Source organism: Methylorubrum pseudosasae (assembly GCF_029504475.1).
GTDB classification, from domain to species: domain Bacteria; phylum Pseudomonadota; class Alphaproteobacteria; order Rhizobiales; family Beijerinckiaceae; genus Methylobacterium; species Methylobacterium extorquens.
In genome coordinates, this window is the sequence record NZ_JAQGDU010000002.1 from 2,128,792 (window position 1) to 2,154,064 (window position 25,273).

Below are 25,273 nucleotides of genomic sequence, written 5' to 3' on the forward strand. Positions count from 1 at the left end.
ATTTTTCGGGTCGGGGATGAAGATATTTTGGGGCTTTGGTCCCGGCGGACACGAAGCCCGAACCGCTCCGGTGCGGTCGAATGATCGCTCGCTCAGGTCGGGGCCGCTCCAGCGCCGCACCTTCTCGCCCAGCCCGTCGGCAGCCGCCCGAGATCGAGCTTGCGGACTCGCCACAGCTACGGTGTGAGCTCCTCGACCGCCTCGACCGCGACGTGCACCACCCGCCGTTGGCACTGCACTCGCTAGCGACATCACAGCAGGCTGGCCGGCGCCCCCCGCCGTCGCCCAAACAGCCTGGGCTAAGCGACGAGGCCGCTCCGCTAAAGATGCCGAACTGGCGGAGGCGAGCTGTAGCTCGCGGGATTCATGTGAGGCGGTATGTCGGCAGGACTCTCGCGGTCAGACGTGCCAAGTTTCAAACACTTGACAGGAGGCTGAAGCGGGCAATTTCGGCGATGCGCCCATGCGGGTGGGCCCTGCCGCGTTCAAGGGTCGAAAGCGTCGAAGTGCGCGTCCTGAGCAGTGGGAAAAATGCGAGCTGGTAAGTCGCATCTAACGCAGGGTCTTGGTACGCCGCCGTTCGTCGACGGGAGTCATCCCTAATCGTTGAGTTATTCGCTCAGGACCGAATATTGAAGCTGCGAACATTGCCGATCTGCGCGGGATCGACTACTGCGTGCACCGAGCACCCCGGAGACGATCACCATCCCCGGGGCGCCTGAATGCTCTATTGTAGAGCCGCTGCTGTCAGGCCGCTGTCTCGCGCAGGATGCTACTCTGCTCGACAAGTCGTGTGAGGCGCTCCGTGGCCTCGAGCCAGAAGGTGTGCAGGTCGACCCGGCTCGTGTACCGCCACAGCGTCGCGTGGTGGTAACGCAGTTCGAGCTTGTAGCCGGTGGAGGTCGTTCCACCCTCGAACTCGTGCTTCTCCAGGGTCAGGAGTATGTGGAGCGGGTGCTCGTTCAGCATGCCCGGCACCGTGGAGACGAAACACCAAGCCTCGAGGAGACGGTACGGGAAGTACGTCTGGCCCTCGAAGACGAACTCGACGGGCTCAACGTCCGCGTGGGCCTTCGTTTCCCAGAGATATTCCCGCTCGGTCTCGGTGGAAAAGGAGACCAGTTCTTGGTCGGGGGGCACGATCCAGCGCTTGAACAGCTCCGGGTCGGTCCAGGCTCGGTAGATCTCGTTCCTGCGGGCGACCACGATCCGCTCGATCGTGAAGGTGATGGCGGGCTGCGCGGTCTGGTACCCGTCTTCTTCGTACGGCGGCAATGGTGGTGGTGTGTCTGTCACAGCTTTACCCCTGGGTTCCGGCGCTTCGGTTGACGTAGGGCAGATCTCCGACGAAATTCTTGTACGTTCTCGCCGTCTGTTCTCTGCCTGCTCGCCGGATATATTCAGGGGCTGTTCGCGTGAGCACACGGGGTCGGGTGATTTTGCGGCCGCCCCTCGCAGCGTTCTAAGTTGTTGTGCTGTTTAGGTGGAAGCACACATCCGTCGTCCCGGAGCTCGGGCGCGGACGCTACAGGTTCGGGGTGACGAAGCATTCGATGGCCACGCTTCCCTTTCGGGTAGGCTTGCCGGAGGGTACGCCGTCCCGAAGCTGGCATCCGGTCGTTTGCCAGCCTCGGTCGAACCGTCGAGGCGTGCTCAGACGGTGTGCGTGATGGGTCGCTCGGTGTATCGGCTCGTGCGCTCGCGCTGCGACCGGGTCGGAAGGCGGTGCGATGAAGGCCAGCGTAGCCTTGTCCGCGAGACCGGCCGTGAGCATGGCGCTCGCAAGGCAGTGCTGGCGGTAAAGCTGTTGGCAGGCGGGGCCTGTGAGCGTTGGGTCGTCCGGGGACACGAACAGTCCGGGGGTGGTGCGGGCGATCTCCGTGTATCGCGGGTGGGGCGGCGGTGCGGGTTCGTGACCGGCCTCACTATACTTGATCTCGATGCAGAGGATGGCACGGGCACCGGTCGCGTCCCGACCGCGTAGCACGACATCGTAGGCGGTGCGGTCGGCGGTGTAGCGCGGGTCGCAGCGGCCCGGTGAGTGCTCAAACAGGATGTCGGTGACTAAGGTCAGTGTCCCAGGCATCAGCTCGGCGACGAAGCGGGTGGCGAGTGCGAGGTCGCGGGCGAGCGGGCCGAACAGGTTGAAGGCCAGTGGCTGCGAGGACAGCAGGTTGGTCCTGAGGCGGTCGACGTCGTAGGCCGCGCCGGGCTCCCGGTAAGCCAAGGCGCGGGTGACCACCGGGACGATGTCCGTATGAAGGAAGTTGCTGCCGAGGGCGCCGGCGGCGGTCGAGATGCGCGAACCGAGGCGGCGGGGGCGGTGCGGTTCGCGGCGATCGATGTGCGTGCCGATCGCCAGGCCGCGGTCCTCGCGCCAGAGCGCCTGCATGAAGCGGGCGGCGGCCTTGAAGCGGTGATCGGCGGGGACGAAGACGCGATGTCGGCGGCGGGCAGCTTCGGAGATGAGGGGTACGCGGTCGATCGGGCCGAGGCCGGAGGGGTCGAGGATGGCGCGGGCGGCGTCCGCGAAGAGGGTGGGGTCGTCGGCGGCGGGCGGCAGAGGGGCGGTGGTGTCCATCGGGCTAGTCCTGGGTCACGGCCGCGGGGGTGCGACTGGACCGGGATTCCCGGAGGGACCAGCGTGATGAACGACGAAGGGGTTGACGCGATGTGGCTTCCTACCAGGCCACCGGTGCGCATGGGTGTGGACGGGTGGATGCTTCGGCGTGGTCGCCGGTCCGCCAGGGGTCGGTCGCAGCCGTCGTCATCCACATCGGCGGCGGTACGGCAGGCATGCCGGCGGTGTTGGCGTAGGGGTGGTAGGCGCAGGTAGTGCACCGCCGCCACCCTGCCGGCTACGTGCGCCTCGTCCCTGGTCTGACTGATGTTTTCGCTAAGATAGCGGGTCCGACAGCCGGGGTGCACTCGCTGCCGTGCGTCAAAAGTGAGACCCGGATCGTCGGGGACTGGCGGCATGCGGCGCTCGGGACCAGGAAATCGCAGCAGCGCTTGGAATTCCATCTGCGATGCTCACCGAATTCCATACTGCCGATATCGAGGCCGGCCGGGCGATGGCCAGCGTCAACATCAGGGTTGAGATTTTACGCTCCGCGACTGGCGACGGTCGACCCTTCAACGTTGCCGCCGCCAAGGCGGCATTGCGCTTCCTTGAATCCAAAGCGCGAGCATGACGAAGGGGCGAGAAGGCATTCCGCACGATAGGCGAGTTTGCGGCGGTGCTCGACGTTCCTCAGCACGTTCTTAGCTTCTGGGAAGCCCGTATTGCCGAGGTGCGGTCGCTGCGGACGATGCGTGGGCAACGCCGCTACCGGCCCAAGGACGTCGAGCTGATGATCGTAATCAGGGTGCTGCTGCACGTGCCGTGCACGGCTACTCCATCCGCGGCGTGCAGCGCCTGCTTTGGGATCGCGGCATCATTCACCTTCGGCCAGCGGCCGGTGACGCAGCGGCGGCACCGTCCTCAGCGCCTGCTGGTATCGCTCGCACGCAACCGCAACCCTGGAGTCAAACATCTGATACTGTGAAATAGGTCCCAATGCGAAGGCCGGCATCCTGCCGGCCTTCGCTGCAATCAGGTATTATCTACGATATATAAACATTATTAATGAGTTCCTAGGTAATCATGCATATAACAACTCAAGCTTAGCTGACTGCGGCGTAAATGCTATGCCCCCGCCGGGAGTAGTCGGATCAATGCTGATATTAATACCAAGCCATTCGCTGCTTGATAGGACTTCATTTATCAAATTGGCGTCCAGCTCGACAGTATAATCAGACAACAAGCTATTCTCAAAGGTCATCACTTGGGAGCCCGCGAGGATTCCTGCGTTCCAGTCTGACAGGCCTACTTCTCCATTTCCAGCATAAATAGAGTAATTCACATTTTTTGCGAGATTTAGATAGCCGTCATATGGATCAAAATGTAGTACCGCTTTGGTTACGTTGGCTGGATGTGTTGCAATACCAAATTCTAATCCACCCTGTATCTCATAATCAAACGATAAACCTGTTCCTTCATATGGGTTGACAGATTCATCTGAATAAAGAAAATCAGCAGACCCGTCTCTATCGGTATCCCTAATATTTCCTTGGACATCAGCGCTATAAAACATAGGCTCGTACGTGTCGTTATCCTGAATCACACCCCTCGCTGAGGCAACTGAAAGTGTGACACCATCTGTCGGATCAAAGATCTCTAGATGAAGCTCTTCCCATCCCTCGACGATATTATCATCAATAGTTTGTACGAGTATCTGGGTTCCGCCCTCACCAGGCTGAATAGTAAAGCTACCACTCATGCTGTGATAGTCGACATCGGCCTCGGCGCTACCTGGGACTGTCCGATAACCAAATGTTACTGGAGCAGACGACGCAGAAGATAGAACGATGTCAAACGGAAGAACCTGTCCTTCCGTCCACCCCCCCGAGGGACTCACGCCTAAAGTCGGCGGCGCTTCATTCGCGCCGATGATTTCCCACGACGCAGATGCGTCGGTGGTAGCGACACCATCCGACACGCCGTAGCTCACGCTCACCGTCTGCGTGACGCCAGCCGCCAGGCTCTGGTAGGCGGCGTTGGATGGGTCCAGTGTGAAGCTGTGACTTGCCGCGTCGTACGTCACGCCCGCTGGTAGGGCGTTCGGGAGGTTCACGACTGACAGGGTCGTGCCGGTATCCACGTCCGAGGCCTTGGAGAGCGCATTGAGCGTCACCGCCGCGCCATCTTCGGTCGCCGTGCCCGTCACAGGACCAGAAACGACAGGACTGTCATTTGCACCGCGCACAACGACAGCCAAGCTCTGCGTTGATTGAGCGCCGTGCGAGTCGGTCACAATCATGGAAAGACCATTTACACTCCCTCCACCACTATCCGATGGATTAAGAGTGTCGAAAAATTGATCATCAGTTTTGACAGAGAGTATTCCGTCTGCGCTCAACTGGAAAAATCCGAGGCCGCCAAATTCTGCTGGTGCGAAAGTCAGTGAATCGCCATCAGGATCAAGAAAAAATGGTTTTAGGTCAAACGTCTTGGTTCCGGTTCCTTCGATAGCTTCGAAAAAGTTGGGCAGCGGGTTGGACAGAATAGGCGCATCGTTGGCACCTTGCACGATCCACGACGCCGATGCGGCGGTGGTCATGGTGCCGTCTGAGACACCGTAGTTGACGCTGACTGTCTGTGTGGCACCTGCCGCAAGGCTCTGGTAGGCGGTGTTAGCCGGGTCCAGCGTGAAGTTGCGCGTGGCCGGGTTGTAGGTGACGCCGGTCGGCAGGGACGCCGGAACGTTCACTACCGACAGCGTCGTGCCAATGTCGACATCCGAGGCGTTGGCAAGCGCATTTAGCGATACGGCCGCGCCGTCTTCGGTCGCCGTGCCCGTCAGAGGACCAGTGACGACAGGAGCGTCGTTGATGCCGGTGATCGTAAGCGTCACGTTTGCAGTAGCTAAATTTCCCGTGCCGTTCCCAACGGTGTATCTGAACTGTGATGTGTAGGTCTGCCCGGCTGCAAGGAAATCATATGCAGTGCCCGGGTCAACTACCACGGTGCCGTTCGCTCCCATAACAACTCTGACGGTTGCCGAACTTTCCGGCACAGCAATCTGCGCAACTACGTCGCCAAGCGCAGCGTTGCCACCAGTCAACTTCTGGATGCTGAGGTTCATACCCGACCGCAACGATTGATCGTTGGCGAGCGCGTTGATCGTTATTGTCTGGTTCTCCGTACCAGCACCGCTATCGGAGCGAGCTACCGGGCCATTGGCGCTGTAGGTGGTTGTGCCAAATTTAAGGTACTCGACGTTGCCGACGTAATCCGAACCGTCAGAGCCGCCGGCAATCTGAAAGGCGGGTGCAGCGTTAAAAGTACCGACAGTAATGGAATATTGATCGACCGAATTGCTGTAGACTGCGGTATCGACACCGTCTCCGCCATCGATGGTGTCATTGCCTCCCGCTCCAGTGATTAGGTCATTACCTCCAGCTCCACGGATATCCTCGCCTATAGCCGAGCCTTTAATAACGTCGTCAGACTTCGTGCCATTTAGATTGGTTTTCTTGCCGTCGCCATTGATCGTAGCCATAGCTTCCTCCTGTAATTTTGAGCGGATTGCCGCCGCCGCGGCTGTTGCTTGTTTATCTAGGTAGCGGCAGGTCGTGATGGCACTTGAGTGCTATCTCTCCCGCCACGCCTTCGTGATCTGATCAGCGAGCGGCTTGGTCAGGTACGAAATGACCCTGCGCTCACCCGTCTGAATGAAGCTCTCGACGGGCATACCGGCCACTAGCTTCAGATCTTTGAGGCGCTCCAGCTCACTGACTGCCGGCTTGATCCGTATCGTGTAGAAGCTCACGCCTGTCTTAGGGTCCTGGGTGATGTCCGCTGAGACCCGGCTGACCTCGCCCGAGAGCTCCGGGGTGGTGCGCTGGTTGAAGGCTGAGAAGCGCAGCACCGCCTTGTGGCTGATCCGGACCTGATCGATATCCTGAGGCCCGATCCGAGCCTCGACCATCAGCGCATCGGCCCGCGGTACGATCATCATGATCGGCTCACCCGGCGTGACGACGCCGCCTACCGTATGAACGGCGAGCTGATGCACCATGCCGTCCTGGGGTGCACGGATGTCGACGCGCTTGAGCCCGTCCTCGGCGGCCACCCGCTTCTCGACCAACTCCGCGAGCTTACCGCGGATCTCGGCCAACTCCTTGCCGACCTCCGAGCGCAGGTCCTGATCGATCTGCAGGATCTGTAGATCGGTTTCGGTCATCTTGCCCTTGGCCTGCGCGATGGACGAGACCAACGACCCACGCTCGCCCTCGAGCCGGGCTCCATCCCGCTCCAGCGCTGTCACTCGGGCGAGCGGGATCAGGTTCTTATGCCAGAGCTCGCGCACGCCTTTGAGCTCGTCACCTATGAGGCTGATCTCGCGCTGCTTGGCCGTAACTTGGTCGGTCATGCCCTGGATCTGCTCCCGAAGCTGGCCCACACGCTCCTTCAGCTGCGCCTTCTGGCCCTGACGAGCCGTGTGCCGGATCGTGAAAAGCCGTGTCTCATCGCCCACGAGACCGACGACGGCCGGATCCGTCCCGCGTCCGGTCAGCGCCTCGGGAAACCTGACCTCATCCTGCCCGTCCTGCTCCGCCTTGAGCCGCGCTTGCCGTGCCGTGAGTTCGTCTTGGCTCTTGGTGATCACCACCAGGTTGGCGCGGGTGATCGTCTCGTCGAGACGCACCAGGATGTCGCCGGCTCGGACCTCGGTGCCGTCGCGCACGCGCAACTCGCTGACGACGCCGCCGGTCGGGTGCTGCACCTTCTTCACGTTCGTCTCGACGACTAGAGAACCGGGCGCGATGACCGCACCGGCCAGTTCGGTCGTGGCAGCCCAGCCGCCGATCCCGAAGGTCAGCAGGCCTGTGACTGCGGTGCCGCCGATCAGCGCCTGACGCATCGAGCGGCGGGTCCTTCGATGCAGAGAGGTTGGCATCACGCAGTCCCCGCTTTGGCAAAGGTGGGCTGGCTGACCGCGACAGGCCGCGGCGCCGGTTTAATCCGCATGATCTCGTCCCTCGGCCCGAAGGCCTTGGCTTCGCCGTTTGCCATCACAAGGACGAGATCCACGGCGGCGAGCGCGCTCGGCCGATGCGCGATCACGATGGCAATGCCGCCCCGGGCCCGCACGTTGGCGATGGCCTGGGTCAGGGCCTGCTCGCCCTCGCCATCGAGGTTCGAATTGGGCTCGTCGAGCACCACCAGGAAGGGATTGCCGTAGAGGGCGCGGGCCAGGGCGATGCGCTGCCGTTGGCCGCCTGAGAGAGCTATGCCGCCCTCACCGATGCGTGTGTCATACCCTTGCGGCAGCCGCACGATCAGGTCGTGCACGCCAGCCTGCTCGGCAGCTCCAATGATCGCCTCGGGGTCGGGCTCGACCTCGAAGCGCGCGATGTTCTGCCTGATCGTGCCCTCGAACAGCTCGATGTCCTGGGGCAGGTAGCCGATGTGCAGGCCGAGTGTGTCCGGCGACCACTGGTCGAGCGTCGCCCCGTCGAGCCGCACGCTGCCCCGCGCCGGTTGCCACACACCGACGAGCGCCCGCGCCAGCGAGGACTTGCCGGACGCACTCGGACCGACGATGCCGAGCGCACTGCCTGTCTTGAGAGAAAACGACACCCCGTTGACGACGAAGCTCTGAGCACCCGGGGGTACCAAGCTGACTTCCTCGACCGAGAAGGTCGCGGCTGGCTTGCGAAGGGGCAGAGTCTGCGCTTGCTCCGGGAGGGCTACAAACAGCGCTCGCAACCGGGCCCAGCTTTGACGGGCGCCGGCAAACCCCTTCCAGTGCGCAATCACCTGCTCGACGGGAGCCAAGGCGCGGGCGGAGAGGATCGAGCCCGCGATGATGACGCCGGCACTGGCCTCGCCCTGTATGACCAAGTAGGCGCCGATCCCAAGCACGCCCGATTGGACGGCCATGCGCGCGACCTTGGACAGGCCGCCAAGCCCGCCCGCGACGTCGCTGGTGCGCTCGTGCGCATCAAGGTGCTTCTGGTTGATCTCACCCCAGCTTGTGCCCAGGCGTCCGGTCATTCCCATCGCAGCAATGACTTCCGCATTGCGGCGGCTGGCCTCAGCAAGGTTGTTGCGGACCGCCCCGTGCTGGGAGGCCGCCTGGATGGGTCGGCGCGTGAACACCTCGGTGCAAATCGTAAGGATCACGAGGACCAGAGCCCCGACCAGGGCGGCGATGCCGATCAGTGGATGAAACAGGAAGCAGATCGCCAGGTAGAACGGCATCCAGGGCAGGTCGAAGAAGCCGAAGGGCCCGCTGCCAGCTAGAAAGTTTCTGACCTGGTCGAGATCGCGCAGAGGCTGCAGGCCCAGTGACTTGCCTTTCGGATTCAAGGGCAGCTGCGCCACAAGGGCGAAGACGCGCGGGCTTAGGCGTTCATCCAGCGACCGCGCCATGCGCGTCAGGATGCGGCTGCGAAAGAAGTCGAGCGCGGCTTGGCCAGCAAACAGCACAGCCGCCAAGAGGGAGAGGGCGACGAGGGTGGGCACGCTCCGGCTCGGGATGACCCGGTCGTAGACCTGGAGCATGTAGAACGAGCCGGTGAGGTAGAGCAGATTGATGAGAGCGCTGAACAGCAGCAGGCCCAAGAACGCACCCCGGCAGCCGCTTACGGCAGCCACGAAGCCAGAGTTGGACGGGGTTTGGGCAACCGATGAGCGCATGTCTGTTGCCTCTTTCCGGCGATGCAGGCCATAGTGAGCCGCGCGCTCAAAGCCATGCCTTGAGCATTATGTTGAACAAAAAGTCGCCAAGGGTCGCCCACTTGTGTAAAGTGGCACCGTCTTTAGATAATACAGTCGTAACTTGCTAAATACTCAGATCGAGTCTCTGCTGAGTTGCTGCAGAGGCAGGCATGGTCTGAGGCTCATATCCCTAGCATCGCCCGTAGATTCGCCGCTATTCCTCAAATGATGTATGCGGCCTGATATTTTTAACGTTTTCGTAAGTTTCTGCGCCACCCGTGCGCACAAGCTAGGGAGCATGTGCCAGAGGCTGCCGTCGATGCTCTCTCGCGCCCAGCTGCGGGTCGCCGGTAACTTGGGCCGAGCTAGGATGCCGGCGCCCTGATCTTATGAACCGCACGTACATCGTTTGAGGGTTGCCTAATCCAGCGACGTGGTGCGAGCTTAGGCTCAAGCCTGCTGCGTGCAGGCCACGCATTTAGGCTGTGGATCAAGCCATGCCTCCACGCTGCGAATGGCAGCCGATCGAGACGGCTCCCCGGGACGGCACAGCCGTGCTCGTCTTCCATACGGACTGGGACCTGCTTCAGGTCGGCCTCTACTACGGCGAGTCCCATACCTGGCAGCAGCCCAGCGGCGACCTGCTGCGAACGCCGATGTACTGGATGAGCCTACCCTCACCACCGACACTGACGGCGTAGTTGCCTAATCCCGACCAGGGCCTGTTCGGGCTTGAACGTGTTCCGTTTGCGGGCGTTTTGCTCCTCCTGACTGGGAGGAGTGATGCTGGACGACGTGGAATGGAGAAAGCTGGAGCCACTGATCGATGCGTGTCGGCCGAGGGGTAAGACCCCGCCGCAGGATCTGCGACGCACGATCTCGGCCATCCTCTGGCGGCATCAGAACAAGCCAAGTGGCGCGCTATCCCCTCTGACCTCGGTCCGTGGCCGCGGGTGGCTCAGACCTTCATCCGCTGGGCGCGTCTGGGTGTCTGGGAGCAACTGTTGCAGCTTGCGCAGCGGGATGGCGTGCAACTCAGGATGACCTTCGTCGACGGCACTAACATCCGCGCGCATCAGAAAGCTGCGGGAGCCCGCCGAAAGGGGGCACACAAGCTGAGCGGGACAAGCGTGAGGCGCTGGGCCGCTCGCGTGATGGCTTCGGCACAAAGGCCTGCGTGATCGCCGACGGGCTCGGACGAGCGGTCGCCTTCATCCTGGCTCCCAGCCAGGCGCATCAACTGCCCCATGCCATCCCGCTGATAGAATGCGTCACCGGCGTGCCAAAGTGGGTGGTGGCTGATCAGGGCTATGCCAGCCACGCCTTCCGCGGGCAGATCTGGAACCGGGGCGCACGGCCCGCGATTCCTCCAAAGCGCAACGAGGCCCCGGTCGCCTGCCCCGCCTGGATCTACAACAACCGCAACCAGGTCGAACGGCTCTGGGCTCGTTTGAAAGAATGGCGTGCTATCGCAACACGCTATGAGAAAACCGCATCAAGTTTTATAGGCGTTCTTGCCCTCGCCGCCGCTCTCGACTGGCTCAAGAGCTCACAGGCCGTAGGACTGATGCCCGAGGTTGGCACCCTGCGGAACCACACGGTTGCAGTCATATTCCAAGGGACGGCAGCTAACTTGGTTGTCAGATTTTGGGTCCGAGGCCGGGCGGAAGGGCTCCACCGAGACAGCGTCGCCCGCCCGAGCGACGCCTTCCACCAGTGAACTTCGCTCACGTCAGGGGAGGATCGCCAGACGGGTAAGCAGAGCGACGAGCTCGGCTTGTCGATGCGTGTTGGTCTTTGAGAACACAGTGGCAAGCTGCTTGCGCACGGTGCTCACGGTCACCTGCGCGGCGGCTGCGATCTCCTCCGCGCTCTTACCGCAGGCCATCTCGATCGCCAGTCGAGCCTCGGATGGCGTGAGGCTGAAAAGTTTCCGTAGAACGTCTGCTGATGGGCGCGGCATCACACCAAGGTCGATCAGGATCACCGCCTTGTCGACGCCAGCCGTCCCGCCCTTGCCAATCTGCATGGTGCGCAGGATCAGCGGGCGGCCTGGTCCCGTTCCATTCCACTGGATGGCCACCCAGCCATCCTGATCCCCCTTGAGTCCCGCAGCGGCTCCCGAGCGAAGCAGGGCGTCGGCGGCCTCGGAGCTCCAGGCTCGATCGTCACCGTGCAGGCTCGACGATGTCGTATCCGCCAGCAGCCTTGATGCCGTCGTGTTAATCCGAATCACACAACCAGCCGCATCGAGCAGAAGCCCGCCATAGCCCATGCCGTCGAGAGCATCGAGCAGGGGTTTGCCTAGTGGCATGATCACTCCGGATCAAAACCCAATGTGAATCATTTCACTGAATGCCGTCTGCCAGTCAATATTGATTTTCGGCCTTTGCATGGTGACGGCCCGGTGGCAACATTCAAGTGGGTGACCAGACTGTCAGAGAGTCTTGTCAGCAACGGACAAGGCCTGCACATAGATGGCTGAACACCCACCGGTATGCCCTTGGCGGCTCGATTGAGCGCGGCTGCGATGGCATTAAGCGTGACCGGCTTTGATAGAAGCTCGAGTGATCGGATCTGCGCGACCTGCGCCCGCGTCTGTACATCGGCAGATGCGGTCATGAAAATTGATAGGATGCCGAGGCGCTTCTGGATCTCTGAGGCTGCGTCGATCCCATTGGTGCCGTTGGCCAGCCGTACATCCACCAAAACGAGATCGGGTCGATGCGTCTCCGCAGCTTCGACTGCAGCCGGTGCCGTGGCCGCCATGCCCACCACCACATGCCCAAGGCTTTGCAGACAGCTCTGAAGCTCCAGGGCCAGAACCCCATCCTCCTCCACAATCAAAAGCCGGAAGGAACGGGATGAGCCTGGCTCCGCCTCGCAAGACGACAGTTCTTGGAGATCTGTCGGCCCAGCTGGATCAGATGAGTTGGGAGACAAAGTTGCATGTTCGAGCACACGCTCCCGAACCCAGATCTCGGCCGCCGACAGCGAGGCAAACAGCAGACCTCCAGCCTCGCACGGGCCAAACCCGACCTCGCGATACCACCCTTCCGTCTCGCTCTCGTTCTCCTCTGGACTGATGGACACCAGGATGGTGACGATCCGGGCGTGGCGTGCGCGGCCCGGCACCATGGCGGAAGGAAGCGGCGATCGGATGAGCTGCGCTCGTTGGCTCGGCTACGGAGGTGGGGCGGATGTGGGGTTAAGCGGGTCTCTGGGGCATCGACCCGTCGGGCCGAGCTGGAGGTCGTTGGCTACTATCGATGCCGCGTGTCGGCAGAACTGGGCCGTCGCGAAGTGCCAAGTTCCAAATACTTAGCGGGGTCGAGATCGGCGGAAAACCGGCGATGGTCCGGGTCGGGTGGTTGGTGTCGGGGTCAGTCTTCGGTCGAGCTCAGGCGCGTCGGGCCGTATGGGCACAGTGGTATGGGTGCCGGAGCCAAGCGGTCCTTATCTACCCTGCCGAGAGTGCGCCGGCGCCCACTGGCGGGGGCGTCGCAGGCGGTGGGAGCGGTCCTGCAGGGCTACCTCGTCTGCCACCGGCTTGGGTGATTTTCAGCGTAATGTAGTGGTCATGATAGCCGAGACGCAGGCGTTGACCGAGTCGCCCTTCGCAGGGATGCGGGGCTGTGGCATGTCGGACGGCCCTCTCCTCAGGGGGCGTCGCTGTCCCCAGTCGCCTTCGGTTGCAAGCGCCAGACCGGTACGTGGTTCGGGTCGAGCCGGGCGCGCCGCTCCGCCATGAACCGGCTGAGCGAGGACGTCGTCGACAGGACCGCGTCACCGATCGTCAGACGCAGCCGTCGCTGGTCACTCTCCCCGGCATCATCAGTCTCGCGCAGCAGCCATTGCACCCGGTGGAGGTCAACCGTGCCGCCTGTGATCAGCGCGCTGGCGTTCGCGGAGTGGTCGATCGCCTCGGTGTGGCACCACAGCCAGAGCAGGTGCTCCGCGCTCGCCAGCCGCGCCGGAACGCCGAACCACGGACGGGTGATCGCCTCGGCCAGCAGCCCCGCCTCGGTTGCGCCGATGCAGGGGCGCAGCGTCAGGGTGACAGGCCGTAGGCACAGCTGCGGGTCCATGTGCGTCACGAACCGAGCCCGCGTCGCCTGCACAAGCTTCGCGGCGTGCTCGCACCTGTCTGGGTCGAGGTCGGCGACGATCTCGATGTCGCCGACGAAGCGGGCTTGCTCGTGCAGGGTCAGGGCGATGCGGCCGACCACGGCGTAGGGGAGTCCGGCCGCGTCGAGCCGTCCGACGATGTCACGAAAGATCGCCGGCAGCATCCCCGGCGTTGGGTTGTCCGGGTCGGTGACGTCGACCAGCAGCGCCTCGATGTCGGCCGAGCTGCCGCCCATGCTGCGTGTCCTCCGGGTCAGGCGAGCGTGCGGTAGTGCGCGTCCGAGCGCACCGTGTGTGTCTGCCCGGTCAGGCCGAACAGCCTGACGAGTTCGGCGACCGTCTCCGGCCGCTGCAGGCGCCGGTCGGCGTAGAGGGTGAACAGCGCCGGCCCGCGCATGTAGACCACCCGCCCGCGTGGGAACGCCTCGTATTCGTGACTCGCGATGGCTGGCGGCAGGCCGCGGCGGCGCAGAGCCGTCGCCCCGAGGTGGCGCCATACCTCCCAGACCTCGTGGTGCCCGCGCGGGTGGGTAAGGCAGTCGCCGTAAGGTTCCGCCTGCGCCAAGGTCGTGCGGTCCGTGACCAGTACCGTGCGCCCGCCGTCGGGCACGCCCCAGAAGATGCCGACGTATGGCTCGGTCACTGTCTGGCCGTCACGATGCGCCGATCCGTACTCGGTTTCGGGTTGCATGGCGTCGCCCCTCTAGAGGGTGTATCGTCAGCGGGCTTGTGGGCGGATCTCGTCCGCGCCGCAGGTGTCGCGGCAGACCGTCTGCAGCACGGTGAGGTCGTCCGGCCTGACGACGTAGTCGACCGTCGCACCGTCCGCGCGCTCCCAGCGGCCGACGCAGTAGTCGGCGTAGCAGGCACGGATTTCCGGGTAGCGCTTGCAGAACGGCTGGGTGCACGTGTCCGCCGGGGTGCGCGGCAGCGGCGTGGCCTTCGCGCCCAGCAGCTCCGTGCGGCGCTCGGCGTAGTCCGCGGGGTAGGCTTGGCCGGCGTAGAACTCACCCTCACGCAGCGGCGGCAACACGTAGTGCGGGCTGGGCACGGGTGCGACGGGACTAGCGGCATCAGGCTTCGGTAGGTCGCTCTCGCCGCAACGGACGAGGTCCAGCGTCTCTGGCTTACGGTCGACGAAGCTGTTCGTGATCGTGATCTTACGTGGACCGGTCCTGAGTATCGAAATGTCCGTGCGGAAGTTGAAGGGCGACTCCTGGCCGATCTCGCAGATCAGGTCGAGGTTCACACCGGTCGGATAGACCTTTGCCTTCTCCACTATGCAGCCGATGTCGAGCGCGCGCCCGTCGTAGACGGAGTTCTCCTCCGCGTCGAAACGAATGCGCTGGTGAAGGCGCGGATCGAGTCCGCGACACTGCTCCAGGTTTGGCGCCCAGAAGCCGTCGTAGGGTGCGAGCGGCAAGGTCGGTTTGGCGGGTTTGGCGGGTTTGGCGGGTTTGGCGGGTTTGGCGGCGGCCAACGTCGATAGGCAGCTAAGTGCCGACACGAAGAAGGTGGTGGCAATGCCGGCGGATAAAATGTGCATGGTCACGTTTCCCGAGTCGTCCACCGGCATCGACAGGCGGAGCGGATCGAAGGGGCGTGGGCCCGCATGGCGGACCCAACGGCGATCGAGAAGCGTCGCGGCCGCTGGTGGATGCGAACGAGAACGACAGGCCGAGTTGCTGCGCGGTAGCAGTCGGCGTGAAGCTACGAATGAAGGTGCGGCGGGCAGCGGGTCGAGCTGAGCGGACGGGCCGAGAGGAACATGACGAATGGTCTCGCGGAAGCTCCGGCGGAGCCGAGGATAGGTATTCCCGTTCCCCACCCCGCGAATTTACCGCCGGCTGCAGATTCCCGCTGCGGCCGGCGGTCGCACCCTGATCAGACCGGGCTGGATGTCAGATCCTTCGGGCGGCGGAAGGCAGCTGTACCTTTGCCCGGCCGGCCGACCGCGTAGACCCGCAGGTTGTGCTGGCTTCTCAGGCTCTCGGTGATCGTCCCGACCGCGCCGTCCCTCTGGTCCGCGTCGAAGCCGAACAAGACAAGGCGCGGTTCGGGGTCGACTCGCAGCTGGCGTGCGCCGGAGGCCACCTCAGCCACGAGCGGATCGCGCTGCAGCAGTGCAGCTGCGTCGAGACCGCGGGCCAGCCGCACCGTGCGGCGCAGGGTGTCGAGGCGGACGAGGTCGCGGCACAGGGCGGGGTAACTCGTAGCGAGGCGGTCGGCCTCGTGCTTCAGCGTGGCACGGTAGCGTTCGACCTGTCCGACGATGGCTGGGGTAGATCTTGAGCGCAGCGCAGGGGTTTGTCGCGAGCTTGGCCTCATGGAAGACGAGCCATGCCTCATCGGTCACGTCCTGCTCCTCCAAGCTCGCCACGTCGAGCCGATCCTGCTTCGTCGAGGAAGGTACCGTGTTCACGTCAGGGGACTGGAACGCAGCATCCACCTCAGCCTGCGCTCCATCAGGCTCGGCCGCGGTGTCGAGGGGTGCCCCGGTGAGTGAGACCTCAACGTCGACGACGTTCGGACTGGCCTGCACCAGTGCGTGCACACCCGTCTTCTCCAGACCGGCGAGCGGCGTTGCGGCCCGCTTCATTTCTGCCAGCGTCGCCGGTCCTTCATAACGGGTCCAGACCGCTGCAGCTGGATCGAGACCGAAGCCGCCATCCGCGGCGAGGCGGGTCATGGCCTGGCGCTGGCGCACAAGGTACTTCACGTGCGTCTCAGCCCCGACGCCCTCGCTCGCTGGGGTGATCCGGAAGAGTGAGGCGCCGCGGTAGTAGACGTTGAGCGACCGGTTCCGGACCGCCAGCAGCAGGTCTGGGTCGGCGAGCACATCGGCCCACCACGCTCCGTTCGGCGCGTCCGCCAGAGCCTCGAGGGCGGCGAGGAAGGGCTCGCCCAGGCTTCGATACGGAACGGCAGCCGTACCGCTTCCAGGGGCGTTCTCCACGCTACTCATGCCGCCGTCTCCCACCATTGTCCGTCCTCTCTGATCGTGACGCATGCGCCGAACAGCGCCGGGAAGCGCTCAGGTTCGAAGGTGTGGACCGGAACGAGCTGCCTCGGCGCGATCGCCTCCGCCAGGCGCTTCAGGTCCGGGATGCTGGCGTGGCCCGAGGTGTGGGCGTGGCTGAGCGGAACGGCGCGGGTAGCCAGATCGGTGACGAGCGCCTGGCCTCGGGGCTGGCCGAGGTAGCCTGTCCGCTGCGACCAGATGGACCGTGCGCCGGCCAGATAGTCGGCTCGGTCGAGGTCGGGCAGCAGCGAGTGGCGGAACAGCAGGGCGGCGCGGGGCGCGATCGCCGCGAGTTGTTCGGCGTAGATGCGGTTGGCTCCGTGCCGCTCGATCAGGTCGAAGCGGCCGGTGCGCTTGATCCGCACGCGCTGGTGCTGGGGGACAAAGACACTGATGCCCGGCCAGTCGGATTGCGGTATGCGCGGCTTGCCCGTCGCGGCCAGCACCTCGGCGGCGTAGAGGTCGAGCACCAGTGTGCGGCCTGTGCGCTTGCATGCGCGGTAGAGGGAGACGACGCGGTCGATGTTCTGAACCGATGCCGCCACCAGCGCCGTGCCTTCGGTGTCGGCGAACAGGCTGACGAAGCGGTTCTCGATGTCCGTCTCGGTCGGAAAGGTGTGGTCGTCGTCGAGGCGGCCGAGACTCGATCCCTCCAGCAGCAGGGTGTCGATCCCGCGCGGCGGGTCGCGCACGAGGTGCTCGAACAGTGCACCCTTGCGGCCGTGCGCGCGGAGATCCCCTGAATACAGCAGTCGTTGCCGACCAGCCTCCACCAGCAGGGCGTAGGCGTCGTAGGCCGAGTGGTCGACGAGGATCGGCATGACGGTGAACGGGCCGAAGCGGAGCGCCTGCCCGTCGGTGAAGGTGACGGTGTTTGTCGGGACATAGCTGTCCGGGACGAAGGCGGCGGCGGCCCGGAGGCTACGCAGGGTCGCGGCGCCCATCGCCACGGGTAGGTCCGGCCCGGCGAGGTGGCTCAGTCCTACGTGGTCGCGGTGGCCGTGGCTGAGAACGAGCGCGAGGAGATCGCCGCCGCCGGTCAATCCGTCGATCGCCGGGTGGCGGCTCGTATCGTCGGGGGACCCGTCCAGCGGCAGGCCGAGGTCGAGCAGCAGCCGGGCCCCATCGTGCTCCAGCTCGACGCAGGTGCCGCCGATCTCGCGCGTGCCGCGGTGGATGCGCACCCGCATCGTGACCCTGTGCCCCGTGCGGTCTTCCTGCCGCGGGCTGAGCTTAGCCTTACCGTGTGGCTATAGCCAGTGGTTAGATAGCCCCTGTTGAACGCTGATCCTCGCCCATGAAGGGTCGGGCATTGGTAGCGTGGAACCTGCGCCGGGTGCGTGTGGCGCAGGGCTTGAGCCAAGAGCGGCTGGCGGCAGACGCGGGCGTGGATCGGGCGTATCTCGGTGGGCTGGAGCGGCAGGCGGAGAATCCGACGGTCGATCTGCTCGACAAGGTCGCCGAGGCGCTGGCCGTACCGCTTGGCGAACTATTCGTCGCGCCAGCTGAGGACGAGGCTCCACCTGCTCCGTTACGCGGAGGGCGCCGGAGAACACTGTGAGTTCTGTCCTCGCATCAGAAGCTGTGTCCGAGCCCCGGCGGCACAAAGTGAGGAAAACTAGCTTGCTTTTGGCATTTCCGGGAAGCTTGGGAAAAAACCTCTGTCATTCCAGTTAGATAGCGAGCATCGGACTTGAGAGTGCCGACATCCTGCGTGCATAAGGGGAAGGATCGGCGTGCAGATTAATCCCAAGCCTGTCTTTAATGCACGCTTCAGCGCACACGCATGGGGCGGGGACCTGCTATCCCGCCCCATGCGTGTGTGCTGGCTTTCCCGGCTACCGGCGTCTGCGGGGTGTGAGACCGTGAGCTTGGTTCTGGGCCTCGGGCGCGAACGCGTACATCGCGTCGACCTCGTCGGTCTTACCGGTGATGAAAAGTGCACGCCCCGGGATGAAACCACATGACAGGACGGGTGCTGACATAGCCTTCACGATATTGAGAACATCGGCGTGGAGGTAATGACCGAGCTCGAGCAACGGCAACTCCTCTCCTACCGAAGGCTCGGCACCTTCGTCCTCAGCCGGTCCGCTAGGCAGGATCGATGTGTCCGCCCGAGTCAATGAACCCGCCCCCCAGTCTCCGACCTGTTCGCCCGTCATCCGGAAGGGGGTAATCTCTTGCAGCAGTGTCACCTCTCGATCCGTAGCCATACGGATGGGAATGCAGGTGCACTTGTATGTGTTGGGTCGCCATTCGGTGATCGCCTGCAGGCACACGTGACGATCCTGCACGACGAACGGGAAGCCGATCTGCAGGACGCGTGTTCCCGCCCCGGAGACGACGAGGCTCGCAAGCGTGAGCGCCTTGTAGAACTCATCCCGGTCACACTCGAAGGGGTACGTCGGTTGCACCGCCGCGATCCGTTGGATGTGCGGCATCGGCTCGGGAAGCGGACGGAAACCGAAGCGTGTACGCTGGTCTTCGACGAGCACGCCATCGTCGTCGGCCCACACGGTCACGGTAGCGTCAGTCAAAGTCAGCAGGTTCGCGACTGCGTTAATGTCCCTCTCCGCGATTTGGAACTGCAGGCCGGCAAGGGCCGGATGGCAGTACTGCGCGAACAGCTGCTGCTTGGCGGCTATCGCCTGCGCGTTCTCGATTTTGATCTGACACAGGCTGAGCTCGCGCACGTCGTCGCGCGACGCGGCCGGCTTGACAGCGAGAAGGGCTCTACGGAGGGCCATTGACTCGCACTGCGTCGGCGTTCCGGTCCGTTCTGGGAATGCCGCTCGGACCGGCGTCCGGCCAACTATCGAGAAGCGAAGGATGCTTTGCTCGTCAAGCAGGCAGATGACTTTCTCCTCAATGTTAACGATGAACACGAGGCTACCTTCGAAGTACCATTTGCCCTTCGGTCCAGATTCCTTCTTGTTGGGCTTTGCGACGTGACGCAGGAGGTTGGCCGGAGCCTCGCAGGATACCGCCGCGGTCGGAGCACCACTCTCGGCGTAGGGCACTGACGTGGTGTCGGGGATCGTCGCCGAGCTCAGGTCGCAGAGCAACGCCTCCGGCGTGATCGACAGGCGTACGGGTTCGTCGGCGTACTTGGCGCCACGTGCCGACAGCCGGCGGTCGAAGTACTTGAACCGCGCCCGATTGATCACGAAGCGGAAGCCCCCTTCGGCCTCCGGAATGGAGGGCAGTTCGGTCCCAGAGCCCCCGGGGGGTGCAGGGGGCGATCCATTGGGCGTCGTCTCAGCCGTAGCAGCGGTGGTCTCGGGCGCTGCCACATTCGGCATTGGGGTCGGAATTTCCGCCATAGTTATCGGCTCGTCCCCTTTCACAGCGCAGGTATCGGCGTCATGGGGCGGTGGGCGAGCCGCTTCAGGCTCGATCGGACGAGTCGGGGAGGCGGGCGTGAAAACGCTGTGGGGCATGAAGCTTCGATGCTCCTAACGTGAAGTCGGCCATACCGACGGGCGACGGGTGTACGCAGAGAAGATCCTTCAGGATCAGCTGCCAGCTTGCCGCCAGCAATCCCAGGACCGTTTCCGGTATTCAGGCGAGCGCGTGCGACGCGCCTCGAAAGCGGCGAGAGCGGTGGCGCGCTCAGCTTTGACGAGCGTGTTCGTGCTCACCGGCCAGCGCACGTCGACAAGGCGGCGCTCCTCGGCCAGCGCATTCATCTCGGCGAGGCGGGCATCGTACTCGGCGAGCTCCCACCCACGGCCGAACCAGGGCCACGCGCCGTCGTCGAAGGCGTTCAGGAGCGGGAGGGCGTCATCGGCCGCTGCCTGGCTCTTTCGACCTAGCGCGTCCGCGGTTCCGAATCGCTGCGCGCAGGTGAGCGAGCCCAAGGGCCGTCGCTCGTCGAGCCGCACGCCGAGGCAGTCGATCAGGCGCGCGTGGCGGCCCTTTTCGTCCCGAGTGACGAGGGTCGGATCGACACCGCGCAGCAGCTCGCGGACGCAGCGGTGATGGAACGCGACGCGTCCGGCGCGCGCGTGGCCTTCGTGGTATCTAACTTCCCCAACAGTCGCCCGCCGACCGGCGCGCGACGTTGCGAAGCCCGTCCCGATCCATGGTAGAAACTTCTCGTCCCGCTCGAACTCGACCTGACAGGCAAGGCGCGTCGAGAGCCGGCCGTCGCGCTCAACTTCATGGACGTAGATGAAGGGGAAGACTACCTGCCCGCGGTAGGACAGGCGCTGACGAGCCCGGCGATGGAAGTCGTTGACCGCATCTGCCCCAGCGACGTGATCGTCTCCGAGGTGACGGAAGATGAGGAACAGGTTAAAGCATTGTCCGTAAGCTTGCCCGACGAAACTCGCCGATGTGCAGATCGCCCGCGCTTGTGATTGGTTAAGGTACTGACTTGGTACTGTCTGCGACGTAGTGTTGGGCGCAGCGTGGATGGCGATCGGAAGCGACGCGGCCTGCACTTGGAGTCGAAGACGCGGCCGAACTGAAGCGCCAACGGGTGGAGCAAGTTCGTCCACACTCATACCCGGCGGCCGCATCCCCTGTACGAGGTCAGCGAAGGCTGCGAGGCGGAGTTCGAAGTCCGTTCCCGTGGTCATCATAACTCTCCCAGGAGGCGTGCGCAGTCCTCGACGAAGGTCGATAGCGGCACGCCCGTGCCGCTGCGCGCGTGCCACGCGGCCAGCCGCGCAACGAGAGCCCGGCGATCTTCCGGCGGCAGGATTGCCAACGCGCTGTCCTCAAGGCCGCCGCGCACCTCAGTGAAACTGAGCTCGAGCAGGAAGGCCTGCATCGCCTCCGCCTGAGCGGCCGGCTCAGCCGGCCAGTCTCTGCGGCAGGCCACGGCAGCCGGGACGTCGCCGTCCAGGAGATGATTGAGACAGACCACGCAGAAGTCGAAGTCCTGCGGCGGACTGGCGCCGCGTACAGCAGCCACCGTCAGCGGGCCGACTCCGACGACGGAGAGGACGCGCTCGAACTCGTCAAGGAGCGCGCGATAGCTCGGACCTGATCCGCCCCCACTGAAGTGGTCCGCCCTGAGGTATGGCTTTTGAGCCAGATGAGGACGGACAGATGGGAACGAAGCGGCACAAGCCGGAAGACGTGGTCGCCAAGCTGCGGCAGGTGGATGTTCTGGTCTCGCAGGGCCAGAGCGTGGCGGAGGCGATCCGGGCCATCGGCGTGACGGAAGTGACCTACTACCGCTGGCGCAAGGAGTACGGCGGCCTGAAGAGCGATCAGGTTCGACGGATGAAGGACCTGGAGGTTGAGAACCAGCGGCTGCGCAAGGCGATTGCGGATCTCACCCTCGACAAGCTGATCCTGCAGGAGGCCGCTCGGGGAAACTGACCAGCCCCGCGCGCCGACGCGCCTGCATCGCGCATGTCATGAACGTCCTAGACGTCTCCGAGCGCCGCGCCTGTCGGGCGCTCGGGCAGCATCGCTCGACGCAGCGCAAGGTGCCGCGGGGAAGAGAGGATGAGGCCGCGCTGACAGCCGACCTCGTGGAACTGGCTCGCCAGTACGGGCGCTACGGCTACCGGAAGATCGGTGCATTGCTGAAGGCGGCGGGCTGGTTCGTCAACGACAAGCGGGTCGAACGGATCTGGCGGCGCGAGGGGCTGAAGGTCCCGTCTCGGCAGCCCAAGCGCGGCCGCATCTGGGACGGGGATGGTTCCTGCCTGCGATTGCGGGCGGAGCGTCGCGATCACGTCTGGTCCTACGACTTTGTCGAAGCCCGCACGCACGAGGGCCGCAAGTTCCGGATGCTGAACGTGGTCGATGAGTTCACGCGGGAGTGCCTGGCGATCCGCGTCGCACGCAAGCTGAAGGCGGCGGACGTGATCGACGTGCTGTCCGACCTGTTCATCCTGCGCGGCGTGCCCAGCCATATCCGCTCGGACAACGGTCCGGAGTTCATCGCCAAGTCCGTGCAGGCCTGGATCACCGGTGTCGGCGCCAGAACAGCCTACATCGCACCCGGCTCGCCATGGGAGAACGGTTACGTCGAGAGCTTCAACGCACGACTACGGGACGAGCTTTTGAACGGTGAGATCTTCTACACGCTCAAGGAGGCGCAGATCGTGATCGAGAGTTGGCGTCTACACTACAACAGCGTGCGCCCGCACGCCTCGCTCGGCTACCGACCACCGGCCCCGGAGGTGTTCGTGCCGGCCTTCACCGCTTGGCCGGCTGCGCTCACTCGGTCGGCTCCGCCGGCCAAGCGACCCGTGGAGCAAAGGCCGACCCTGCACTAACTTAGAACTTGGACCACCGCGTGGGGGCCGATCAAATTGCCTCGACGCCCAGGCCGCGGTGGCGCGGGTGCTTGCCATAGTCGCCGGGCAGGCGTTCGACGCGCTCGCGGAAGCGCCCGGCATCCTTGCGCGTATAGACGCCGAGGGGTTTGTCGCCGCACACGTCGGCGAACAGGCGGTGGGTGGCGCTGGCCTGCGCCGCGGTCTGATTGTCCCAGCGCTTCGTTTCGACTTGCTGGGCGCGGAAGGCGGTCCCACGCTCGACGAACGTGGGCTCCGCACCGGGGACGGCTTCGTCCCTCTCGGCAGTCGGCGGCGCCGGGGTGGCTGATGGTGCCGTCTCTGCTGTCGGGGCCTCTGCCGGCGTCGGCCACTGCTTCGGCTGTGGCTCGGCAAGCGTAGCCTTCAGAAGCTTGTCGCGCGGCTCGTAGTTAAAGTCGCCCTCGTAGCGGGCCTTCAGCGCTTCAGAGAGGTCGATGCCGGCGCGCAGCATCGCCTGCTTGGCTTTAGCCGCCTCCGTAGGCGCAAGGTCCCGGATGGCGATCCCCTGACGCTTCAGCATCATCTCGGCGACGAAGGCCGCCTCGTCGAGGCGGTTGCCGGCCAGCGCCTCGCGGCCCTTGGCGGCCATCGTCGCGTACTGTGTGACTCGGGCCTCCCGTACGCCCTCGGACAACGGCCCACGGGTAAGCCGGCCGGCGTTCTCGTCGGTCAGCATCGTATCGTAGAAGTCGCGGACGAGGCGGGCGATCTGGTCGTCGGTCAGCATCGGCGTAGCGCGCAGGGTCGAGAACAGCTCTTCCGCCGCCACGTATAGCCGACAGGCCCTGAGCTTGGCAGCGCGGATATCGCCCATTCCGAGGCTGCGCACGAGTTCGTGGCGGCCGAGACGCTGCCGAAGGTCGGCCGGGATGCGGCGTCGGAAGTGGAAGGTGCGTCCGCGCTGGACGACGTTGGCGACGAAACCCAAACCGCGCTCCCGCCGTCCCCGCGGACGGTCTGTGTAGCAGCGGTGTGTAGCAAAATGCTCAGACCGCAGGGCGGTTCAGCAAAATCGTCAGCGCCTGCAGTGACTTAGGTCGCTAGATGGCTGGGGGACCTGGATTCGAACCAGGACTAGCGGAGTCAGAGTCCGCGGTTCTACCGTTAAACTATCCCCCACCGGAGCCGTCACCGGCCCCGTCGAGAGAGGCCGGAAGCAGGTAGGATCGCGTTGGTCGCCATCCCGCGCTCGGTGCTGGCGTCAGATAGGCTGTGACGGGCGTCGCGTCAACATGGATGCACGCGTGATCGTGAGGGTGAGGCTCAGCGGCCACGGTGCTGGAGGCTGCCGGGTCTCGGGCGGGGTGGGTGGCGGTGTCCGCGCGCTTGGAAGCCACCCGTTCAGTTCAGGGAGGGCTGCCGGTGACCGGCCTTCGCCGCGACGAGCGCCTCGCTCGGCGGCGACGCCGTTCGAGGGGACGGGCCCAGCGCCAGCGTCTCGGCGATCACGTAGCGGGCTAGCGCGTCGAAGGTGTAGACCCGTTCGACCAGAGCCTGAGCGGCCGACGTCATCCGGTCGACGCCCGCGTCGTCCGTACGCAGCAGCTGGTCGAGGGCGCGTTCCAGATCCTCCTGCGGGTCAAGATAGAACCCCTCGCGGCCGTGCAGGAAGGGTTCGATGCCGGTCAGCGGGCGGGTATCGAAAATCGGCACGCTGCCCAGCGACGCGACCTCGTAGTGCCGGTAGCAATCCCAGCCGACGCCGCCCGGCGACAGGCAGAACCGGCTCCGGGTGATTGCCTCGGCGAAGGCTTCCGGGCTCAGGCGATGCGTCGGCGCGTGGATGCGCCAGCCGCGGGCCGCCAATCGCGGCAGGACGCCGCTGACGGTCTCGCGGAAGGCGATGCCCTGCGCCGAGCCGGCGTAGAAGAGATCGTAGCTGCGCGCGGAGGCCGGGATCGGGGTTTTCAGCGCCGTCGCCTCGATCCCGAGGGCGAAGGGGCGCAGCTTGGCTCGGAGCGCCAGGCAGGCGGGATCCTGGCGGGCGTGGCCGGCGCAGGCGCCGCGGGGCAGCACCGTTTCGAGGGTGTTCCACGGATTGGCGGCCAACTCGCGCTTGAAGAACAGGTCGCACCGCCGGAGGAAGGCGCGGTCGCGCGGGTGGATCGTGAGATGGTCGGTCACGTCGAGGACCGCGAGCCGGACGCGGGGGCCGCGGGCGGCGAACAGGACGAGGCCGCGGAAGGCGAGCCCGATCAGGCTCAGGGCCGCATGGACGGGGTAGGCGTGCCCGGCGCTGTTGACCGGACCGACACACCGGGCGACGACGATGTCGTAGTCCTGGGCGAGGCAGGCCCGGCCGATCCCGGCCACCCGCCGCGCCAGCTTCAGCAGCCGCAGCGGCAAGCTGCCGGAACGCGGCGCGCGGGTCCGCACGTCGGCCCAGCGCAGCCGCGTGTCGAGGAAGGTCGTGCGCTCGGGGAAGGCGGCCGTCACGAGCGGCATCAGCCCGAATTCGAGAATCCGCGGAGGGCCCGGGAGGCCATCCGACGCCACGTGGCGGGCGCGGTCGATCAGCGTCTCCATGGCGACTCCCTGGCGGTTTCGGGGTCGGCATAGCGGCGCCCG

The 25,273-nt window shown here is 64.6% G+C and carries 22 protein-coding genes, 1 tRNA gene and 1 pseudogene; 6 read left to right on the forward strand and 18 right to left on the reverse strand.

Going from position 1 to position 25,273, the window contains the following annotated elements:
- Positions 1–747: 747 nt before the first annotated feature.
- Both M2437_RS10905 and M2437_RS10910 read right to left on the reverse strand, forming a co-directional pair.
- Positions 748–1,275 (reverse strand): SRPBCC family protein, encoded by a 528-nt coding sequence (locus M2437_RS10905; RefSeq protein WP_253387406.1) that lies wholly within the window; start codon positions 1,273–1,275, stop codon positions 748–750.
- A gap of 250 nt (positions 1,276–1,525) precedes the next feature.
- Entirely contained in the window at positions 1,526–2,581 is a 1,056-nt protein-coding gene (locus M2437_RS10910) for a PGN_0703 family putative restriction endonuclease (RefSeq protein ID WP_253387407.1), read from the reverse strand.
- A 448-nt stretch (positions 2,582–3,029) separates the two neighbouring features.
- On the opposite strand from M2437_RS10910, the gene M2437_RS10915 reads away from it, so the two are divergent.
- Complete coding sequence (locus M2437_RS10915) at positions 3,030–3,194, forward strand: hypothetical protein (protein WP_253387408.1); 165 nt, start codon at positions 3,030–3,032, stop codon at positions 3,192–3,194.
- A 27-nt stretch (positions 3,195–3,221) separates the two neighbouring features.
- On the forward strand, positions 3,222–3,548 hold the full coding sequence (locus M2437_RS10920; protein WP_499007168.1) for a MerR family transcriptional regulator: 327 nt from the start codon (positions 3,222–3,224) through the stop codon (positions 3,546–3,548).
- Positions 3,549–3,644: 96 nt separating this feature from the next.
- Here M2437_RS10920 and M2437_RS10925 read toward each other — a convergent pair whose 3' ends face one another.
- The 3 genes from M2437_RS10925 to M2437_RS10935 form a co-directional block, all read right to left on the reverse strand.
- Positions 3,645–6,104, reverse strand: coding sequence for a VCBS domain-containing protein (locus M2437_RS10925; RefSeq protein WP_253387409.1), 2,460 nt, complete (start codon positions 6,102–6,104; stop codon positions 3,645–3,647).
- Between the two features lie 90 nt (positions 6,105–6,194).
- Entirely contained in the window at positions 6,195–7,469 is a 1,275-nt protein-coding gene (locus M2437_RS10930; protein WP_253387410.1) for an HlyD family type I secretion periplasmic adaptor subunit, read from the reverse strand.
- Between the two features lie 35 nt (positions 7,470–7,504).
- Positions 7,505–9,250, reverse strand: a complete 1,746-nt coding sequence (locus M2437_RS10935) for a type I secretion system permease/ATPase (RefSeq protein WP_253387411.1) — start codon at positions 9,248–9,250, stop codon at positions 7,505–7,507.
- Positions 9,251–9,768: 518 nt separating this feature from the next.
- Between M2437_RS10935 and M2437_RS10940 the strand changes: the two genes are divergently transcribed.
- Together M2437_RS10940 and M2437_RS10945 are read left to right on the forward strand one after the other, a co-directional pair.
- Positions 9,769–9,972 carry a hypothetical protein gene (locus tag M2437_RS10940; RefSeq protein WP_056114935.1) on the forward strand — a complete coding sequence of 68 codons (204 nt, stop codon included), beginning with the start codon at positions 9,769–9,771 and terminating at the stop codon, positions 9,970–9,972.
- An 82-nt stretch (positions 9,973–10,054) separates the two neighbouring features.
- A pseudogene (locus M2437_RS10945) lies at positions 10,055–10,817 on the forward strand (IS5 family transposase); the annotation flags it as partial.
- Positions 10,818–11,003: 186 nt separating this feature from the next.
- Here the strand turns inward: M2437_RS10945 and M2437_RS10950 are convergent.
- The 7 genes from M2437_RS10950 to M2437_RS10980 all read right to left on the reverse strand — a co-directional run bounded on the left by M2437_RS10950 (position 11,004) and on the right by M2437_RS10980 (position 17,611).
- Positions 11,004–11,585 (reverse strand): helix-turn-helix transcriptional regulator, encoded by a 582-nt coding sequence (locus tag M2437_RS10950; protein ID WP_056114938.1) that lies wholly within the window; start codon positions 11,583–11,585, stop codon positions 11,004–11,006.
- Positions 11,586–11,614: 29 nt separating this feature from the next.
- A complete protein-coding gene (locus M2437_RS10955) occupies positions 11,615–12,409 on the reverse strand; it encodes a response regulator (protein ID WP_253387412.1) in 795 nt (264 codons plus the stop codon).
- A 521-nt stretch (positions 12,410–12,930) separates the two neighbouring features.
- On the reverse strand, positions 12,931–13,635 hold the full coding sequence (locus tag M2437_RS10960; protein WP_253387413.1) for a hypothetical protein: 705 nt from the start codon (positions 13,633–13,635) through the stop codon (positions 12,931–12,933).
- Positions 13,636–13,652: 17 nt separating this feature from the next.
- On the reverse strand, positions 13,653–14,090 hold the full coding sequence (locus M2437_RS10965; protein WP_253387414.1) for a hypothetical protein: 438 nt from the start codon (positions 14,088–14,090) through the stop codon (positions 13,653–13,655).
- 27 nt (positions 14,091–14,117) lie between these two features.
- Positions 14,118–14,975 carry a hypothetical protein gene (locus M2437_RS10970; RefSeq protein ID WP_253387415.1) on the reverse strand — a complete coding sequence of 286 codons (858 nt, stop codon included), beginning with the start codon at positions 14,973–14,975 and terminating at the stop codon, positions 14,118–14,120.
- A 308-nt stretch (positions 14,976–15,283) separates the two neighbouring features.
- Positions 15,284–15,727, reverse strand: coding sequence for a hypothetical protein (locus M2437_RS10975; protein ID WP_499006710.1), 444 nt, complete (start codon positions 15,725–15,727; stop codon positions 15,284–15,286).
- A 633-nt stretch (positions 15,728–16,360) separates the two neighbouring features.
- A complete protein-coding gene (locus M2437_RS10980) occupies positions 16,361–17,611 on the reverse strand; it encodes an MBL fold metallo-hydrolase (protein WP_253387417.1) in 1,251 nt (416 codons plus the stop codon).
- Between the two features lie 107 nt (positions 17,612–17,718).
- On the opposite strand from M2437_RS10980, the gene M2437_RS10985 reads away from it, so the two are divergent.
- Positions 17,719–17,982, forward strand: a complete 264-nt coding sequence (locus tag M2437_RS10985; protein WP_253387418.1) for a helix-turn-helix domain-containing protein — start codon at positions 17,719–17,721, stop codon at positions 17,980–17,982.
- A 277-nt stretch (positions 17,983–18,259) separates the two neighbouring features.
- Here the strand turns inward: M2437_RS10985 and M2437_RS10990 are convergent, their stop codons facing one another.
- The 3 genes from M2437_RS10990 to M2437_RS11000 all read right to left on the reverse strand — a co-directional run bounded on the left by M2437_RS10990 (position 18,260) and on the right by M2437_RS11000 (position 21,198).
- Positions 18,260–19,588 (reverse strand): hypothetical protein, encoded by a 1,329-nt coding sequence (locus M2437_RS10990; RefSeq protein WP_277570286.1) that lies wholly within the window; start codon positions 19,586–19,588, stop codon positions 18,260–18,262.
- A gap of 348 nt (positions 19,589–19,936) precedes the next feature.
- Entirely contained in the window at positions 19,937–21,004 is a 1,068-nt protein-coding gene (locus M2437_RS10995; RefSeq protein ID WP_253387420.1) for a hypothetical protein, read from the reverse strand.
- Complete coding sequence (locus M2437_RS11000; protein ID WP_277570287.1) at positions 21,004–21,198, reverse strand: hypothetical protein; 195 nt, start codon at positions 21,196–21,198, stop codon at positions 21,004–21,006. Before M2437_RS11000 ends, M2437_RS10995 begins: the two co-directional genes overlap by 1 nt.
- 281 nt (positions 21,199–21,479) lie before the next feature.
- Here M2437_RS11000 and M2437_RS11005 point away from each other — a divergent pair.
- Positions 21,480–22,663, forward strand: a protein-coding gene (locus M2437_RS11005) for an IS3-like element ISMex5 family transposase (protein WP_209688052.1) whose coding sequence is annotated in 2 segments (ribosomal slippage) — positions 21,480–21,744 and positions 21,744–22,663 — 1,185 coding nt in all. Because the reading frame shifts where the segments join, the coding sequence is not laid out codon by codon here.
- 31 nt (positions 22,664–22,694) lie between these two features.
- Here the strand turns inward: M2437_RS11005 and M2437_RS11010 are convergent.
- From M2437_RS11010 to M2437_RS11020, 3 genes are all read right to left on the reverse strand, one after another.
- The gene (locus tag M2437_RS11010; RefSeq protein ID WP_253387422.1) at positions 22,695–23,633 is read right to left on the reverse strand and encodes a DUF6538 domain-containing protein; all 939 of its coding nucleotides are present in this window, start codon (positions 23,631–23,633) and stop codon (positions 22,695–22,697) included.
- 117 nt (positions 23,634–23,750) lie between these two features.
- Positions 23,751–23,824, reverse strand: a tRNA-Gln gene (locus M2437_RS11015).
- A 222-nt stretch (positions 23,825–24,046) separates the two neighbouring features.
- Positions 24,047–25,231, reverse strand: coding sequence for a CgeB family protein (locus M2437_RS11020; RefSeq protein ID WP_012255447.1), 1,185 nt, complete (start codon positions 25,229–25,231; stop codon positions 24,047–24,049).
- Positions 25,232–25,273: the final 42 nt, after the last annotated feature.

What these genes read in the sequence shown, in the direction of transcription:
- M2437_RS10910 (WP_253387407.1), bottom strand. Translation starts at nt 2,581, where the DNA reads ATGGACACCACCGCCCCTCTGCCGCCCGCCGCCGACGACCCCACCCTC.
- M2437_RS10915 (WP_253387408.1), top strand. Translation starts at nt 3,030, where the DNA reads ATGCTCACCGAATTCCATACTGCCGATATCGAGGCCGGCCGGGCGATG.
- M2437_RS10925 (WP_253387409.1), bottom strand. Translation starts at nt 6,104, where the DNA reads ATGGCTACGATCAATGGCGACGGCAAGAAAACCAATCTAAATGGCACG.
- M2437_RS10930 (WP_253387410.1), bottom strand. Translation starts at nt 7,469, where the DNA reads ATGCGTCAGGCGCTGATCGGCGGCACCGCAGTCACAGGCCTGCTGACC.
- M2437_RS10935 (WP_253387411.1), bottom strand. Translation starts at nt 9,250, where the DNA reads ATGCGCTCATCGGTTGCCCAAACCCCGTCCAACTCTGGCTTCGTGGCT.
- M2437_RS10940 (WP_056114935.1), top strand. Translation starts at nt 9,769, where the DNA reads ATGCCTCCACGCTGCGAATGGCAGCCGATCGAGACGGCTCCCCGGGAC.
- M2437_RS10950 (WP_056114938.1), bottom strand. Translation starts at nt 11,585, where the DNA reads ATGCCACTAGGCAAACCCCTGCTCGATGCTCTCGACGGCATGGGCTAT.
- M2437_RS10955 (WP_253387412.1), bottom strand. Translation starts at nt 12,409, where the DNA reads ATGGTGCCGGGCCGCGCACGCCACGCCCGGATCGTCACCATCCTGGTG.
- M2437_RS10960 (WP_253387413.1), bottom strand. Translation starts at nt 13,635, where the DNA reads ATGGGCGGCAGCTCGGCCGACATCGAGGCGCTGCTGGTCGACGTCACC.
- M2437_RS10965 (WP_253387414.1), bottom strand. Translation starts at nt 14,090, where the DNA reads ATGCAACCCGAAACCGAGTACGGATCGGCGCATCGTGACGGCCAGACA.
- M2437_RS10970 (WP_253387415.1), bottom strand. Translation starts at nt 14,975, where the DNA reads ATGCCGGTGGACGACTCGGGAAACGTGACCATGCACATTTTATCCGCC.
- M2437_RS10975 (WP_499006710.1), bottom strand. Translation starts at nt 15,727, where the DNA reads ATGAGGCCAAGCTCGCGACAAACCCCTGCGCTGCGCTCAAGATCTACC.
- M2437_RS10980 (WP_253387417.1), bottom strand. Translation starts at nt 17,611, where the DNA reads ATGCGGGTGCGCATCCACCGCGGCACGCGCGAGATCGGCGGCACCTGC.
- M2437_RS10985 (WP_253387418.1), top strand. Translation starts at nt 17,719, where the DNA reads ATGAAGGGTCGGGCATTGGTAGCGTGGAACCTGCGCCGGGTGCGTGTG.
- M2437_RS10995 (WP_253387420.1), bottom strand. Translation starts at nt 21,004, where the DNA reads ATGACCACGGGAACGGACTTCGAACTCCGCCTCGCAGCCTTCGCTGAC.
- M2437_RS11000 (WP_277570287.1), bottom strand. Translation starts at nt 21,198, where the DNA reads ATGCAGGCCTTCCTGCTCGAGCTCAGTTTCACTGAGGTGCGCGGCGGC.
- M2437_RS11020 (WP_012255447.1), bottom strand. Translation starts at nt 25,231, where the DNA reads ATGGAGACGCTGATCGACCGCGCCCGCCACGTGGCGTCGGATGGCCTC.